Source organism: Leucobacter salsicius M1-8, from assembly GCF_000350525.1.
In the GTDB taxonomy this organism is placed as follows: Bacteria; Actinomycetota; Actinomycetes; order Actinomycetales; family Microbacteriaceae; genus Leucobacter; species Leucobacter salsicius.
Genome location: NZ_AOCN01000012.1, coordinates 1 through 15,876 on the forward strand (window position 1 = coordinate 1; position 15,876 = coordinate 15,876).

Annotated in this window: 9 protein-coding genes; 6 read left to right on the forward strand and 3 right to left on the reverse strand. The window is 60.1% G+C overall.

Annotated elements, in window-relative coordinates; translation table 11 throughout:
- Window positions 1-575: 575 nt before the first annotated feature.
- Together C795_RS0103995 and C795_RS17665 are read right to left on the reverse strand one after the other, a co-directional pair.
- On the reverse strand, window positions 576-2,027 hold the full coding sequence (locus tag C795_RS0103995; protein ID WP_017792468.1) for a multicopper oxidase family protein: 1,452 nt from the start codon (window positions 2,025-2,027) through the stop codon (window positions 576-578).
- A gap of 594 nt (window positions 2,028-2,621) precedes the next feature.
- Entirely contained in the window at window positions 2,622-2,747 is a 126-nt protein-coding gene (locus C795_RS17665; protein WP_269569945.1) for a hypothetical protein, read from the reverse strand.
- Between the two features lie 427 nt (window positions 2,748-3,174).
- Between C795_RS17665 and C795_RS0104010 the strand changes: the two genes are divergently transcribed.
- The 3 genes from C795_RS0104010 (at window position 3,175) to C795_RS0104020 (ending at window position 6,839) form a co-directional block, all read left to right on the forward strand.
- Complete coding sequence (locus C795_RS0104010) at window positions 3,175-3,771, forward strand: DUF305 domain-containing protein (protein WP_017792471.1); 597 nt, start codon at window positions 3,175-3,177, stop codon at window positions 3,769-3,771.
- A 133-nt stretch (window positions 3,772-3,904) separates the two neighbouring features.
- Window positions 3,905-4,480, forward strand: coding sequence for a CueP family metal-binding protein (locus C795_RS0104015; protein ID WP_017792472.1), 576 nt, complete (start codon window positions 3,905-3,907; stop codon window positions 4,478-4,480).
- A gap of 97 nt (window positions 4,481-4,577) precedes the next feature.
- On the forward strand, window positions 4,578-6,839 hold the full coding sequence (locus C795_RS0104020; protein ID WP_017792473.1) for a heavy metal translocating P-type ATPase: 2,262 nt from the start codon (window positions 4,578-4,580) through the stop codon (window positions 6,837-6,839).
- A gap of 117 nt (window positions 6,840-6,956) precedes the next feature.
- Here the strand turns inward: C795_RS0104020 and mobF are convergent, their stop codons facing one another.
- Window positions 6,957-10,508 (reverse strand): MobF family relaxase, encoded by a 3,552-nt coding sequence (mobF, locus tag C795_RS0104025; protein ID WP_017792474.1) that lies wholly within the window; start codon window positions 10,506-10,508, stop codon window positions 6,957-6,959.
- Between the two features lie 440 nt (window positions 10,509-10,948).
- On the opposite strand from mobF, the gene C795_RS0104030 reads away from it, so the two are divergent.
- From C795_RS0104030 to C795_RS0104040, 3 genes are read left to right on the forward strand one after another with little or no spacing between them, the layout of a single operon-like run.
- Window positions 10,949-11,137 (forward strand): helix-turn-helix domain-containing protein, encoded by a 189-nt coding sequence (locus tag C795_RS0104030; protein ID WP_017792475.1) that lies wholly within the window; start codon window positions 10,949-10,951, stop codon window positions 11,135-11,137.
- A 3-nt stretch (window positions 11,138-11,140) separates the two neighbouring features.
- On the forward strand, window positions 11,141-13,288 hold the full coding sequence (locus C795_RS0104035; RefSeq protein WP_017792476.1) for a site-specific DNA-methyltransferase: 2,148 nt from the start codon (window positions 11,141-11,143) through the stop codon (window positions 13,286-13,288).
- Window positions 13,288-15,867 carry a DEAD/DEAH box helicase gene (locus C795_RS0104040; RefSeq protein WP_017792477.1) on the forward strand — a complete coding sequence of 860 codons (2,580 nt, stop codon included), beginning with the start codon at window positions 13,288-13,290 and terminating at the stop codon, window positions 15,865-15,867. The genes C795_RS0104035 and C795_RS0104040 overlap by 1 nt, the downstream gene beginning before the upstream one ends.
- Window positions 15,868-15,876: the final 9 nt, after the last annotated feature.

Consider the following 15,876-nt stretch of genomic DNA (forward strand, 5'->3'; position numbering starts at 1 on the left):
GCGGACAAGTGCCCGATGGCCTACCTTTCGGCTAGAAGTCCCAATATTAGTCACCACCCGCGTGATTCCGCGGATTATCGGTAGTTATGGAGTTGTCGTGCCCCCAGCGTGCCACTGTGAAATGGGCTTCGTGTCCACGTCGCAATTGCGGTCGCTGGCACACTTTCAAGGGTAGTCGCGCGTCGTCCCCCGGGCAACGAAAACTCACTCAGGCGACGCGGGAACTCTGAAAGCCGTCGTCGTGTCCGACTTCTCGATGGCAAGGTCAAAATCTGCTTCAGTCATTGTTGCCAGCAGGCCTGTGGGGGCTCGCATCGACCCATCAGAAGCAGTTGGCAGATCGGTATTTGGTGTCTGCCACCAGTCCAGGAGTGCCTCTGCCGTCTCCGTAGAATCTCGTTTGGCAAGCCTGGGTGTCTCGCACTGAGGTAGAAAAAGAACAAGCTCGCGTCTCATCTAGAGAAGCGAGCCTGCCGTGTTACTTCAACAATACGTGGTGCATCCGGCAATATCAAGTAACGGAAACTACGCGGCAGCGGTGGGTTTTGGCCAGGCCGCAACGCCGCTGCAGCTGGTCAGCCGACATCGACGATGGCCATCATGCCAGCATCTTCATGATCAAGGATGTGGCAGTGGTATACGGTGCGCCCCGGGTGACGAGCGAAGTCGATGAGCACCCGCACTCGACCTTGGGCAGGAACATTGACGACGTCACGCCAAACCTGTTCGCTGACCGGTTGCCCGTCCGTCTCGATCACCTGCATCGGCCATACGTGTAAATGGAAGGGGTGATCCATGGGTGTGGGGTTCGTGATGAGCCACTCTTCCACGGCTCCCGCAGCAACGCGTTGGTCAACTCGGTCGATGTCGAAAGTACGACCGTCGAATCCGAGATCCATCATGCTCCCGCCACCGCGCATCATCGACCCCATTCCCATGGTGAAGGCAATCTCCCGCCGCCGCGCAACAGGCTGCTCGCGTAGATCCCGAAGAACCGGCGAGCGAACTGGCACCGTATCTGGCGTAGAAGTCTCTTGCCCGGAGACAGTGAACGTGGCAATGGCCTCAGCTCCGGAGAGGTTTCGACCTCCCATCATTCCCATTCCACCACGGTCGTAGCCCAGTGTCTGAAACTCACCACTACCGGCGCTCATGCTCACGAGAAGGTCGGCGCGATTACCGGGAGCCAGGAGCACGTCCCGCACTTCCCGGGGAGCCTGTTCGTGACCCCCGTCGATCCCCAGCAACTCCAGGCGCTGCCCGGGCAAGGCCAAACGTAGGTAACGGGAAGTGCACGCATTGATCACTCGCCAGCGTTCCCGCTCCCCAGGTCGTGCCGACATGTGTGGGCGGTGCTGGCCGTTGACCAATAGGAGATCACCTTCACGGCCCATCATCACGTCCATGCCCGAGGCGGTCGCGATCTGTCCTCCAGCGGTGAGTGAAATGTCGGAGACGACGAGCACCCGCTCTCGACTGACCGGCATTTTTTCATCCTCGACAATAAGTGCACCGTACAAGCCGCCGAATAGCTGGTCAGCGACTGAGCCATGCCGATGAGGGTGATACCAGCACACACCAGACGGGTGATCCTCTGGCAAGGTAAACCGGTAACCAAAACTCTGCCCAGGGTCTATAGAGAGGAAGGGGTTGTCACTATTCCCGGAGGGAGAAACCTGTAGCCCGTGGGTATGCAGGTTGGTTGGGGTGTCCAGTTCGTTACGCAACTGCACCTCGATGGTGTCCCCCGGTCGCACCCACCAGGTTCTCCCCGGCAATGTGCCCCCGTAGGTCAAGGCTTGTACCTGTCGTCCGGCGATGGTCACCTCGCGACGAGCGGCGACAAGATCCACCTGCAGCAAACCACCGCTGCTGCGTAACACCTCTGGCTCAACCAGCAGATCACCATCAGCCACGCGCCCACCCCAGGGAAGACCTGTCTGAGAGAGACCGATCCCTCCAATAACGACACCGAGCCCTCCCACAGCCCCGAGCTGGAGCGCCTGTCGACGGGTGATCGGTTTCATGCGTCAGGTGCTCCGTCGAGTCGTTGACGTCGCTCGTCGTACTCACTGGTTTCAATTTCTCCACGGGCATAGCGCTCATCGAGCAACTCGCGAGCCCTATTGGTCCCGATGCGATGAGGTGTCTGTCGAGGCCCACGTGCGGCGAAGACTCGAACAAGAACCACGATCAGTATGACAATTCCCACCACGAGCAGGACGAGGAAGACCAAACTCCAGCCCATACCCCACCAGCCCATGTGGTCCCCATTCGGCCCCATTTCCATCACCTCCGAGGTGCTGTATCCAAAGACGGCGCGGCAACTGTTGAGATGATCTCGGCGAAACAGTAATTGTTCCAACAGTCATCGAGTCATTGGACTCAATTCTAGTCGAGACCCGATTCACCGACCGCGTGTAACTGCTGCGGGTGAATCAAGTGCCGCGAAACTGACCATGCGTCAGCATCTATTCGAGTTCTCGTATCGACACAGTGGCGCCCCCACGTCGAACGAATTCTCAGGTGGTACCCCAGGGAAGTATCGCCTCGACATGGTTGAATGGCAGGTAGGAGTTGAGTTGCGAAGCACAGGTCGGAGAGGTGATGGAATGTCAGTTCTACGTGCCCTCCCCTCGGCTCTGTTCGACCTGAAGCCTCGCCGGTTCGTCGTCGCCATCTTCGCGATCGGCGCTTTGCTTCTGTGCGCCTTCCTCATGCACGCTTTCGGGCATGGTCAGAGCCATGAGAGTATGCCGACCGCGGCATCCACGGTGCACGTCGAGGCTGCCGCTGGAAGCCATTCAACACTGGTCGCCGCCAGTCACGGTACCCAAACTTCAATAGTCCAATCTGATGGAGTCTCGGGTCTTAGCGGCGCGTGCAGTGCGGGCTGCGGCGGATCTGACGCGATACAGATCGCCTGCATACTCGCGTTTCTGAGCACCGTTGTGTTCTTCGTTTTCTTCCTCCCCCGTCTTTTGTCAATGAACCAAAGGCTTCGTGAGCGTGCGATAGAAATCGTCGTGAGCGTGCGGGCTGGTCCTCGCCCGATGACGCCGTCGCCACAGGAACTTTCCATTAGCCGAACTTGATCGGCCTTCTGAGGTTGCGCCACGTGCGCGCCGCCTCAATTCGCCGACCCCAAAATTCTCCGACCCTTTGGAAAGACTCATGAAACTCCGAACACTTTTCGTTATCCCTGGCATCCTCGCAGCTGGTCTGGTCCTGGCCGGATGCTCGACTGGCCCTGTCGAGTCGCCACCGTCTCAGTCCCCAACTGCACCGTCCGTGACTGAAGACTTCAACTCCGCTGACGTGATGTTCGCACAGATGATGGTGCCTCACCACGTACAGGCCGTGGAGATGTCCGACGTGATCCTCGCGAAGGATGGGATCGATCCTCGGGTCATCTCCCTCGCCGAAGAGATCAAGGCGGCTCAACAGCCTGAAATCGACGCACTCAATGGCATGCTCGAATCGTGGGGCATGCCCCAGGCTTCGACGGACGGCATGGATATGGGTCACGGCGACCAAATGGATGGCATGATGACCGAGGAAGACATGGCCGCACTCGACGCCGCGACAGGGACAGAAGCAAGCCGACTGTTCCTTGAGCAGATGATCGTTCACCACGAGGGCGCGGTCGAAATGGCGCAAATCGAGGTTGACTCGGGGACGAACCCGGATGCAGTGGCGACGGCACAAGCCATCATCGACGCTCAGAATATCGAGATCGAGACAATGCGCGAGATCCTCCAGAGCCTTTAGCCCGCCGTTCGGTGTGGGCGATGTTGCTTTCAGCAATGCCCGCACCGAACCGTACCCCTACGTTGACTTCCGCTGTGCTCTTCGTGGTGAACCCGCGAGGAGCACAGCGTGACCGCCACTGAAAGACTATGAAATGAAACGACCAACCATCCTCGCCACAGCTGCCGCTGCAATTCTTGCCCTCGTGCTGGTCGGCTGTTCCGCACCTGACACGAACCCGGGCTCAGCTGGGGCAGATCTGCTCGCCGAACACGGCCTCGCCGACATGTCGGCACCGGAGATCATCGACAGCCTCGACCGAATGAACGTGAGCGATCGCCCATCAGACTTGATCGCATCCGTCCGCCCCGACGCACTCGTTCTCACAGACAATGTCCAAGAAGTGGTCTTGGACATGCCGGATGACGTCACATATTTGTCGATAGCGCCATACATTGAGCAGACCCATGAGTGCTTCTTCCACAGCCTCACGACCTGCCGCGGCGAGCTGTCGGGGCAGGACATCGAAGTACGCATCGTTGACGACGCAACCGGCGATGTGATCGTCACAGAGTCCACGGCGACGTTCGATAACGGGTTCGCTGGATTCTGGGTTCCTCGTGACCTACAGGGAACGATCGAAGTGACATACAACGGCCGATCTGGCACCACCCCGTTTTCCACCGCCGACGAGAAAGCAACCTGCATCACAACGCTCCAGCTCACTTGAAACGACGTGCCTCCGAATCCTTAGTGACGACGCCCATCTCGCACCCACCGGGCCGACGTCCCCATCGCGACGTAGCCAGCAATAGACGGGATCTGCAATGAAGCAACAACCAAACCACGACCATCACGGCCACCACCCGTCTGATGACCACGACCACGGTCGGCCGGACACGCCGATCGAGCACGCCATTCACGGTGATCGGGGCGTTCAACACTCGAATGGACACGCAAACCTCGGCATGCACGCCGAGCACGCCGTCGCGGGCAGCCGGGATCCCCATGGAGATCACGATGCTCGCTCGGGTCATGGAAACGGCTCAGAGGGACATGATGCCCATGCTGACCATGATCCGGGTGCACATGCGGGGCACAGCGTGTCGATGTTCCGTAACCGGTTCTGGGTGACTCTCGTTCTTTCAATTCCAGTGGTCGCGTTCAGCCACATGATCGGGATGATCTTCGGCTACGATCTGCCCGAGACCGGCTGGACGACATGGATTGCCCCTGTTCTGGGCACGGTCATTTTCTTCTACGGCGGTATGCCGTTTCTGAAGGGCGCGTTGCGGGAGATTACGCTCCGACAGCCGGGGATGATGCTGCTCATCGCGATGGCAATCACGGTCGCGTTCCTCGCGTCGTGGGTCACGTCGCTTGGTGCCGGTCTCGATCTTGATTTCTGGTGGGAGCTCGCCCTGCTGGTGGTCATCATGCTGCTGGGTCACTGGCTTGAAATGCGCGCACTCGGTGGGGCATCAAGTGCCCTCGATGCGCTAGCGGCATTGCTGCCCGATACCGCCGAGTTGGTCCATGAAGACGGGGCCGTGGAACAGGTCCCGAGTGCCGATGTCAGCGCCGGTGACCTCGTGCTCGTGCGTGCGGGAGGACGCGTTCCGGCCGACGGCACTGTCGAATCCGGATTCGCGGACATGGATGAGTCTATGGTTACGGGCGAGTCGGCGTCCGTTTCCCGAGCCGTTGGCGATACCGTCACCGCGGGCACCGTTGCCACTGACTCAGCAATCCAAGTGCGCGTGACCGCGGTAGGCGAGAACACAGCACTGGCTGGCATCCGTCGACTCGTGGCGGACGCGCAAGCATCCTCGACTCGGGCCCAAGCCCTCGCCGATCGCGCAGCGGCTCTGCTGTTCTACTTCGCCGTCGCGGCCGCCGTGATCACCGTAGTGGTATGGCTCATCGTCGGCAGCCCTGCCGACGCCATTACCCGCGCGGTGACGGTGCTGATCATCGCCTGCCCGCACGCACTCGGGCTCGCGATTCCTTTGGTGATCTCGATCGCGACAGAGCGGGCTGCCCGCGCTGGCGTTTTGGTGAAGGACCGGTTGGCGCTGGAACGGATGCGCAGCATCGACGTGGTGATGTTTGACAAGACCGGCACTCTCACGGAGGGACGCCACGCCGTTGCAGCAGCCACAGCCGTTCCGGGCACCGACCCTCAGCGCGTGTTTCGGCTGGCTGCCGCGGCGGAATCACCGAGTGAGCACCCTGTTGCTCGCGCGATCGTCGCATGGGCAAACGAACACAGCGACGGGTTGCCGATTCCACCGATCTCCGAGTTCCGCTCCGAGCCGGGTGTCGGAGTTTCAGGAACCGTCGATGGCGCCGAGGTTCGCGTTGGTGGGCCCCGGCTCCTCGCCGCACTCAACCTGTCCGTGCCCGAACGCATCCAGGCCGAGGTCACCGATTGGGAATCGACCGGGTCGAGCGTCCTGTTCGCGGTCATCAACGGCCGCGTCGAGGGGGCATTCTCGCTTGAGGACGTCATTCGCCCCGAATCGCGTGCCGCCATTGATGAACTGCACCGTCGTGGCATCCGGGTTGGCATGATCACTGGTGACGCACAACAGGTTGCGGACGCGGTCGCAACCGATCTCGGTATCGACGAAGTGTTCGCAGGAGTTCTCCCCGGGGACAAGTCCGCCAAGGTCGCTGAACTGCAGGAGCGTGGCTTCAAGGTTGCGATGGTTGGCGACGGGGTGAACGATGCCCCTGCTCTTGCTCGCGCAGACGTGGGTGTTGCAATCGGCGCGGGTACCGACGTCGCGATCGAGTCGGCGGGCGTCGTTCTGGTGTCGAGCGACCCGCGTGCCGTGCTGAGCGCGATCGAGCTTTCACACGCCTCCTACCGGAAGATGGTGCAAAACCTCGTTTGGGCGACCGCGTACAACGCCATCTCGGTACCGCTGGCCGCTGGTGTGCTCGCTCCCATCGGCTTCAACCTGCCACCGGCCGCCGCCGCAGTGTTGATGTCGCTGTCCACGATCATCGTTGCCCTGAACGCCCAGTTACTCCGCCGCCACGAGCTGAACCCGGAGATACTGGCACCAGTGCATACTGCCTAGCTGTACCAAACCGCTGACCGATCAAGGTGGCCCAGCAACTCCACCCAGGTCGAGCCTGTGCTCGCAATGGTCTTGCTACCGGCCGAAGGGACAACGACGCTTCCGATTCGTCAAGTCTCACAAACGGAGGCCGCGCGTTTCCCGCACCCGTTCCCGTTCGTGCTCTTGAGTTCGAGGGGCACGAGCAGCTCTTATGACTCGGAGAGCGGCTTCCGCACGAGCGTGATCGACCTTCTGCGTTGTGGAATCGGGCGAGGCTCCGAATATCGCGGCACTCGTGATCTGATATCGGTCGCGGTAGGCGGCGATCACGGACGCTGCACGATACCAGGCGGCGGCGCACTGCGGGTCTGCGGGCTCGGCACCGAGAGCTGCAATCCATGGCGCCGAGTCAGCGACCGCGGTGTTAAGAACTACATCGACTCGCTCCTCGATGAGGTCACGCCGTTCATCGAGTGCCTGACGCATGTCATCAGCGACCGGTCCCATTGCTTCGGGTACGAGCCCGGCAATGAGCCTCGGCGCCCCGCGTGTGCGTCCCGCTCCGGCAGGGCGCGCTGTAGCAGTGGTGAGCCGATGCCGCAGCACCGCAGCGATGTCATCCGCGTCAGCGAAGTCGCGTGCTCGCACCAGACGTGGGAGCAGAACCGCGAGGTCATGGTGGTTGGCTTCCGCACGGCGCAGCTCGGCGGCCAGAGGGCCGAACGCATCCGACTCGATCACTTCCGCAGCTTGCTCAGCGCCGAGACCAGACGCACGCACCAGAGCAGCCCACCGATCACGCTGCGCCGCCGCGGCAATCGTCTCGTATTCAGCAGCGAGCTGCGCGATCGTCCCCCAAGATTCTTGTTCGACGGCGATCGTTTCATGCGCGGAGAGTTCAGCACCAACGTGCTGCAGCACTCCGGCGAGAACGCTGCGGCCGGTGACTTCGTCGTTCTCGCCAGGATGTGGTCCATCGTGAGAAGTGTCAGGCCTATCGACGGCGACATAGGCGACGTTGGCGTCACGACCCCGAGTCATCGCCACGTAGAGGTGCTCCCGAGTCATGGTCGAGTCGACGAGCACGTGGGCAGTGTCGGTGGTGAGACCTTGCGCACGGAAGGACGTCACGGCGTAGCCAAGTTCGACGTGCTCCGCTGCATAATCAGCTGGTAGAAGTACGCTGGTCCCCCGAGAGTTTCCAGCGCGTCGAGCAAGCATCGATCCATCGCGTCGAACGTCGATGACGTTCCAGCGATCTCCGTTGCGCACCCAACCGCGCCCTGCCAGTAGACGACGGTCGTTGCGGCGCGTGATGACGATGTCACCGGATGCCGCATGCGTCCCGTCATGCAGCTCGGATTCACGCGACCCGTGAACGGTGCCGTCGAGGATCAGATCGGTACGCGCTCGGTTGTTGAGTGCGGTCACCGATTCATTGGAGTCTGAGACGAGAACCGTTGCGCGCCCCGCGACGAGATCGCTGCGCCAGGAGGCGTACGCCGCATCGATCATTTCCTCAGTGTCTCCGTCAACGATGCGTTGCTGCTCGTCGTAGATGTCAATGACTTCAGTGTGTCCATGCCGGAGGTCGAGTGACGCGCGCTTTTCCCAGTCGTGCGCGAACCGGTGAACGTCGACAAGTTCGGGCACGTCATCACGATCGTGCGTGAGCATCCCGAAGGCGCCGCCTGCGTCGACCGCCTGGAGCTGTGCGTAGTCGCCGACGAGTAGCACTTTCGCCCCGGCCTCTGCGGCAAGCTGAGTGATTCGGTCCAGGGAGAGCGTTCCAGCAAGCGACGCTTCATCGACGATGACGAGCTGGCCCTGCTGGAATGTCTCACCTTCTCGCAGGTGATTCTGCCACCACTTCGCCGTGTTCTCCGTGGCGATCCCAAGATCCTCGGCAAGCACTTGTGCCGCACTCGACGACGGTGCCAGTCCGACAACGGATCCTTGGCCGTGTTCCTTTTCCCAGACCCGGCGTAGTGCGTTCATCGCGGTCGTTTTCCCGGCACCAGCTGGGCCGACGAGCAAGTCAACGACACGACCTGAGACGGCGATCTCCGTCAGCGCCGTTGCTTGGTCCTCCCCCAGCACCAAGCCCTCGCGGTCAGGCTTCCGTGTGACGCGTTCGACCGTCTCCAGAGATACCGTCGGTCCCGTCGTTGTGTGCGCGAGCTGAAGCAGTCGCTCCTCGGCATCGAGCAGCTGACCGGATGAGAACACCGTGGAGTTCTTCGGCCGGAACACCGACGATTCATCGCTCCTGCGAAAGACGGCAGGACTGGATGCCAGTTCGGGCGGCGTGAGTCGAATCGACACAGCCTCAGCAGCAGCCACAACCATGCCGATGATCGCCTCACGATCACGCGTACTGGCGAACCGGTACCTCATCGTCTGCCGGGCAGCCTCGGCAGTGAGATTCCAGCGGCGCCATGTCGAACGCTTTTCCCCGACTGTGGCTACGACGCTCTCCCCCAGCCCACGAACTACATCCAGCGGCAGGTCATCGGCGCGCAGGAGCAACGGCGTCTGGTTCGCGGTGACCTCACGTGCCCAGCCGGTTGCATCGACACCAAGGATGTTGCCCGCCCGTTGCCTCCACTGAGCGGTGAGGTCAGCAAGCGAATGGATCTCCTTCTTTGGTCTTGTGGCGAGCGTCGCCTGGGCACGCAGTTTGATGATCGTCGCACTGGAAGGTTGCCTGCCGTGCTTCTCGACGTACGCAGCGATAAGGCGATCCTTCTCCTCGTTGATATGCCGCGAACGTGACGAGAACTCGGACACGAGTTGTTCAGGGACCTTCGCGATAGCCCATGCCACATTGCGGTCCCGTCCCCGATCCCGCGTTTCCCACTCAACCCCGAAGAGTCTCGTGAGGTGATCAGCGAACACCGCCTCGTGAAACTCTGAGAGCGCCACCGTCGCAGCGTGCAGGGGGCGCCCGTCCAAGCTTCGCCACTTGTCGTCGAGCACGGTCTGCACCTTGTTACTGATGACGACGTGCGTGTGAAGATGGGGATCGCCCGCACGCGAGTCATAGTGGTCATAGGCTGTTGCGATCAACCCACGCACCTCGACCTGCGCAACGGCACCATCCCCAGGGGTTGCACCAGCGCGCGTGGCTGCAACCTCGCGCTCCATGAACGCAACCACCTCTGCAACCGCCTCATGGTGTGCGTTGACGATGAGAGATTGCGTTCCCGCATCGGCAACGGCCCACAACACTGATGCAGACTTCGGGATCGAGAAGGTGAAGTCATATCCGGCCACCGCTCGCCGTGTGCCGCGCTCAGATTCTTCAACCTCGATCGCCGCGACCGCTTGGCCCCGAGAGATCGGACCCAGATCCGGATCAAGCGCGCCAACTCGCTCCTCGACGCGGTCCGCCACCGACCTGTACGCCGGGTACGCCCGCCCAAGTGGATCGCCCGTGAGCGGGTCACGTCCCATACCAATTAGCAGCTGAAGCTGCGCCTCGGTGACTTTCTCACCCTCATAAAGCTGGCCTCCTCCAAGCGCGGTGAGGCCGCTTCCCATCCATCGTCCCGGTGGCGTACCGTCTGCGTTGTAATATCTCGTCAGCGGATTCGAAAGGTCTCGGTCACCGTCCCCCGCAGCTACCGTGCGGAGCAGGTACTTGTAGCCGTCACCCCCCGACATCACTCGCAGAGACACCGTCATTGCGGCCCACCTTCCCTCCATCAAGGAGGAGGTGAACAAGCAGGATCGGTCACTTCAAAAACACCGGCGAGTGGTCACGACCTCGATCTGCAAGACGCGTGGTAGATCGGTGATTGCATCAGGTTGACCATCCTGAACAAGCCGCGAGTCAGCAATGTCAGGGGTGCAACCTACGATTCTCGTAGCGGCATCCACATTGGATACCCGAGCCATGCATAACAGGAGAACCGTTGGCACTTCCACGCATAGGAGCAGAAGAATCTATGTCATTCATCCAAATGTTCGGTGGGACATTCGGCACAAAGCGAGTCCTGGTTATTCCCCTCTGCGTTGGACTTGTCCAATGAACTCGAAGCCCGCCCAATCCTGCGCTAATCAGCCTTGATCCGGTAAAGTCCGGCATAGAGCTATTTGACCGTACGAACTATTGAGGGTGGATCATGGTTGAGCCTTGGTTGGGTGCTGACGAGATCGCCGTACATCTTGGCGTCTCCAAGGACACCGTGTACGCCTGGATCAGCACCCAGCAGATGCCCGCGCACAAGGTCGGTCGGCTCTGGAAGTTTCAAACAAGCGAAGTAGACGAATGGGTACGCCAAGGCGGCGCCTCAACACAGGAGAACGAATAACGGATGTCACGACTCACAGACCTGCTCCGCCAGGTGCGCGGCACCGATGCTCAGCTCGGTGCCGACCTTGAGAAAGAGATCAGTGCGCTCACGAAGCGACGCAGCTTCGGACTGGTCTTTGAACGCCACCAGCCTGAAGCCGTTGAGCTGCCCGGTCAGCCAATACGACGCGGCGCAAAGGTGCGCGTGCTTCAGCCACGCGGCGAGACCGCAAAGGGCGACTCTCGCCTGTGGCGAGTCGATTCAATCGAGACCGACTTTGCAGGACAGCAAATCGCGCAACTCATTGAGCTGGTGAAGGACGCTCCCGAGCACACGACCGCTCCCATTGAGGACCTCGTTGTGGTTGCCGAGTTCGACGACAAAATTTACCCTGGCCTCGTCGAGACTGGCCGTGTCGAACGCGGTGGTGACAAGCCGTTCCACACCGTAATCAACGCCGAGAACTTTCACGCGCTGGAGATGCTCACCTACACGCACCGGGGCAAGGTCGATGCAATTTACATCGATCCACCGTACAACACAGGTGCACGCGACTGGAAGTACAACAACGATTATGTCGAGGGCGATGACGACTACCGTCACTCCAAGTGGCTCGCCTTCATGGAACGCCGTCTACTTGTCGCGCGCGAACTACTCAACCCGGATGATTCGGTACTCATCGTCACCATCGACGAGAAGGAGTATCTGCGGCTCGGAATGCTTCTGGAGCAGACGTTCCCGGAAGCAAGTATCCAAATGATCTCTAGCGTCATCAACCCGAGCGGGGTCGCTCGCAAAAACCAGTTCTATCGCGCAGATGAATATCTTTACTTCGTATTCCTAGGGACATCGACGGTGGTACCGCACGGCGGCAACATGCTAACCCCCGCTGAAGCATACGAAGGGAAGCGGATTGACATATGGCGGCGTCTTCTGCGGAGCGGCACCAACTCCCGTCGACAAGACGGTGTCAAGCAGTTCTATCCCTTCTGGATCGACGAAGAGAGCAAACGAATCCATTCGATTGGAGACTATCTGCCACTTGGCGAAGACCCGAAGGCTGTCACGCCTCCCCTACCGGGCCTAGTTCCCTGCTGGCCAATTCGTTCAGATAATGGTGAGGGCTGCTGGCAAATTAGCTCAGAAACGGCCCGGACTGGCCTTGCTGAAGGTACTGTGAAGCTGGGATCCTACACTGCGTCGAAAGGCAGATGGTCAGTTTCATACTTACGAAATGCTGAGAAGCAACGCCTTGCTCGTGGTGAGCTTGAGGTTGTTGGCAGTGATCAAAATGGTGCTCTGATTCTCAAACAATCGGAATCCATAGCACGCACACTGAACCCTGTCACCGTTTGGAACCAGGTTTCACATAACGCTGGAGCGGGCGGATCAAACATTATTCGGGCGCTACTGCCCGATAGAAAATTTCCGTTCCCTAAATCACTATTCGCCGTCGAGGACGCTCTCCGCTTTTTCGTTAAGGAAAAACCTGACGCTGTAGTGTTGGACTTTTTCTCCGGATCCGGCACCACTGCTCATGCAATTATGCGCCTTAACAAACAGGACGATGGCCGTCGCCAGTGTATTTCGGTGACGAACAACGAGGTGAGCGCCGAAGAACAGGGAAAACTTCGCAAGCAAAGTCTCCGCCCCGGAGATACTGAGTGGGAGCGCTGGGGCATCTGCGACTACATCACCAAGCCGCGTATCCGTGCAGCGATCACTGGGAAGACTCCTGACGGCGAGCCCATCAAGGGTGAGTACAAGTTCACGGACGAGTTCCCGATGGCTGAGGGTTTCGAGGAGAACGCTGCGTTCTTCACGCTGACCTATGAGGCACCGCTGTCTGTACGCCACCACCGAGCATTCGAACGTATCGCCCCGATGTTGTGGCTGCGAGCCGGCGCAACCGGTCGTTTGATCGATGACCTCGGTGATCGCGGTTGGGACATCTCAGCTGTGTACGCGGTGCTGGAAAACATCGATGATGCCGAGAGCTTCTTTGACGCTATGTGCGGTGCCGAAGCTGTTCACACGGTGTTCGTCGTGGCTGATGACGATGCTGCGTTCCAGATGGTGTGCCGTGAACTTCGCTCCGACCTTCATGTCGTTCGACTGTACGAGTCATACCTGCAGAACTTCGAGATTAATCAGGGGCGAGGTTTCTGATGCGGTACACACTCAAGGACTACCAAGCTGAAGCCGTCGGGGACGTGCTACGCAACCTTGCGCAAGCCAAAGACATGTACCATCGCTACGGATCACTGTCGCAGTTCTCTCTATCGGCCACGACCGGTGCGGGCAAGACAGTGATGGCAGCTGCGGTCATTGAGGCGCTTGTGACGGGCTCCGATGAGTTCGATTTCCCGGCTGACCCCGGCGCGGTGATCCTGTGGTTCTCAGACGATCCTTCGCTGAATGAGCAGTCGCGTGCACGCATTCAGGCGGCGTCGAGCGAGCTGGATTGGCGGCTCAAGCTCATCACGAATGATTTCCGTGACACGTCGTTCCAGCCGGGTCACGTGTATTTCTTGAACACGCAGAAGCTGAGTAAGAGTTCAAACTTGGTGAAGGGTGCGGGCGCAAAGCTTGACCCGACAGCCACGCTTGATGAGTTGACGCCTGCGCCGGATGAGATGCAGTCGAACATTTATGACACCATCATCAACACGATCGAAAACAAAGACCTCACCCTGTACCTCGTGCTCGACGAGGCACACCGTGGCATGAAACCGCAGCGTGATCGGGCGACAATTGTGCAGCGGCTCATCAACGGGCAAGGAGTTATTCCGCCGATCCCGATCGTGTTTGGTATCTCGGCCACGGTCGACCGGTTCGAGCAGGCAATGAAAGCCGTCACGGGGCGTTCCGCGTTGCCGAGCGTGCAGGTCGATTCTGCGCTCGTGCAGGCATCTGGTCTACTCAAAGACGATATTGTTCTGTCAATTCCCGCTGAAACGGGTGCGTTTGAGGGTGTACTACTTCGTCGCGCCGTCGAGAAGATTCGTGAAGCTGGACGCGCGTGGGACGAATACACACGCGAGCAGGAGGAAGCCGATTCGGTCGTTCCGTTGTTAGTCGTGCAGATGGCCGACAAACCCAGTGACGACAAACTCGTCAGCACGATCGACGCGATCCTCGAGGCGTGGCCTGAACTGGGCAACGAAGCGATTGCCAATGTGTTTGGTGAGCACCAGGATCTCAAGGTCGGTGGCTATACCGTGCCGTACATTGAGCCGCAGCGCGTGCAGGATTCGAAGCACATTCGCGTGCTGATCGCGAAGTCCGCAATCTCAACAGGGTGGGATTGTCCGCGCGCCGAGGTGCTGGTGTCGTTCCGCCCGGCGTCTGACCCCACGAACATCACCCAGCTGCTCGGCCGCATGATCCGCACTCCCCTCGCTCGGCGCATCCCCGGCAATGAGGTGCTGAATTCGGTCGACTGCATGTTGCCCTACTTCGATCGTGACACGGCGAAGCGCGTCGCGGAGATGTTGATGCACGGTGCCACCTCGAAGGACGATGAAGGTGACAGCGGCGGCGGCGAAGGACGCCGCGTGCTGTTCGACCCGGTGCTGCTGCACCCCAACGAAGAGTTGCCAGTCGAAGTGTGGGAAAAGTTTGAGTCGCTGCCGACCGTGACTATTCCGAAGCATCGCAGCAAGCCGATCAAGCGGTTCACCGCGCTTGCCGCAGCCCTCACCAAGGACAAAGTCATTGACCAGGCCGTCCGCAAATCGAACGATGAGCTGGATCGCGTGGTCGAGTCGCGTGCAATGCAGTACAAGGCGCAGGTGGATCGGGCGCGCGAAGACGTGCTGACCATGTCAGGTGAGGAGCTGCGGGCCCGACTGGGTGGCGGGCTCTGGGTGAACTCTTCCTTTGAGCTTGCGGCTGACCCACGCGCAATCATGGAGGCGTACAAGGTCGCCGAGCGCCATCTCAGCCCAGCACTATGCTCGTCGTACGTCGACTACCTTGTGCCCGAGGATGCAATCGAAGATGACCTGCTTGAGGCATACATCGAGGTGGCAGCTATCGGCTTGGTGCCCGACATCGTCGCGAGTGTCGAAGCGGAAGCAGATCGACTTGCCCGCACGTGGCTGACTGACACACGTGTTGATCGTAAGAACCTCAGCGACGAGAAGCAGGCAGAGTACGACCGACTCGAAGGCATGTCGACCGAGCCTGAACGTATCAATCTTGTGAGCCCGAAGACCGGGCAGACCGAGATGAAGATTCGTCAGGCTGACGGTAGCGAAACGGACCTTCCGTCGTACCGGAATCACCTCATGGTCACCGACAGCGGTGAATTCCCGGTTGAACTCAACGGTTGGGAACAGCGTGTTCTCGCAGTCGAGTCTGGACGCAGCGGGTATGTCGGATGGTGGCGTAACCCTGACCGTGCAGTGAAGGAATCATTGGCGATCGCATACAAGGACCCTTCACGAAATTGGAAGTCACTGCGTCCTGATTTCGTGTTCTTCGGGCAAGGACAGAACGGCATCGTCGTCGACCTCGTCGACCCGCACGGGCATCACCTCTCTGATGCGATGCCGAAGCTGCGCGGGCTCGCGGACTTCGTTGAAGAATGGGGTGACGCGTTCCGACGGGTCGAGTCTGTCGCCGAAACGAATGGCGTCTACCGCGTGCTCGATTTGAAGCGGGACCAGGTACGGCAAGCCATCCGCGAGCATCATGACGCGAAGGCCTTGTACGAGTCTGACCTCGCAGGCGACTACCGGTAGGGCGGGGAA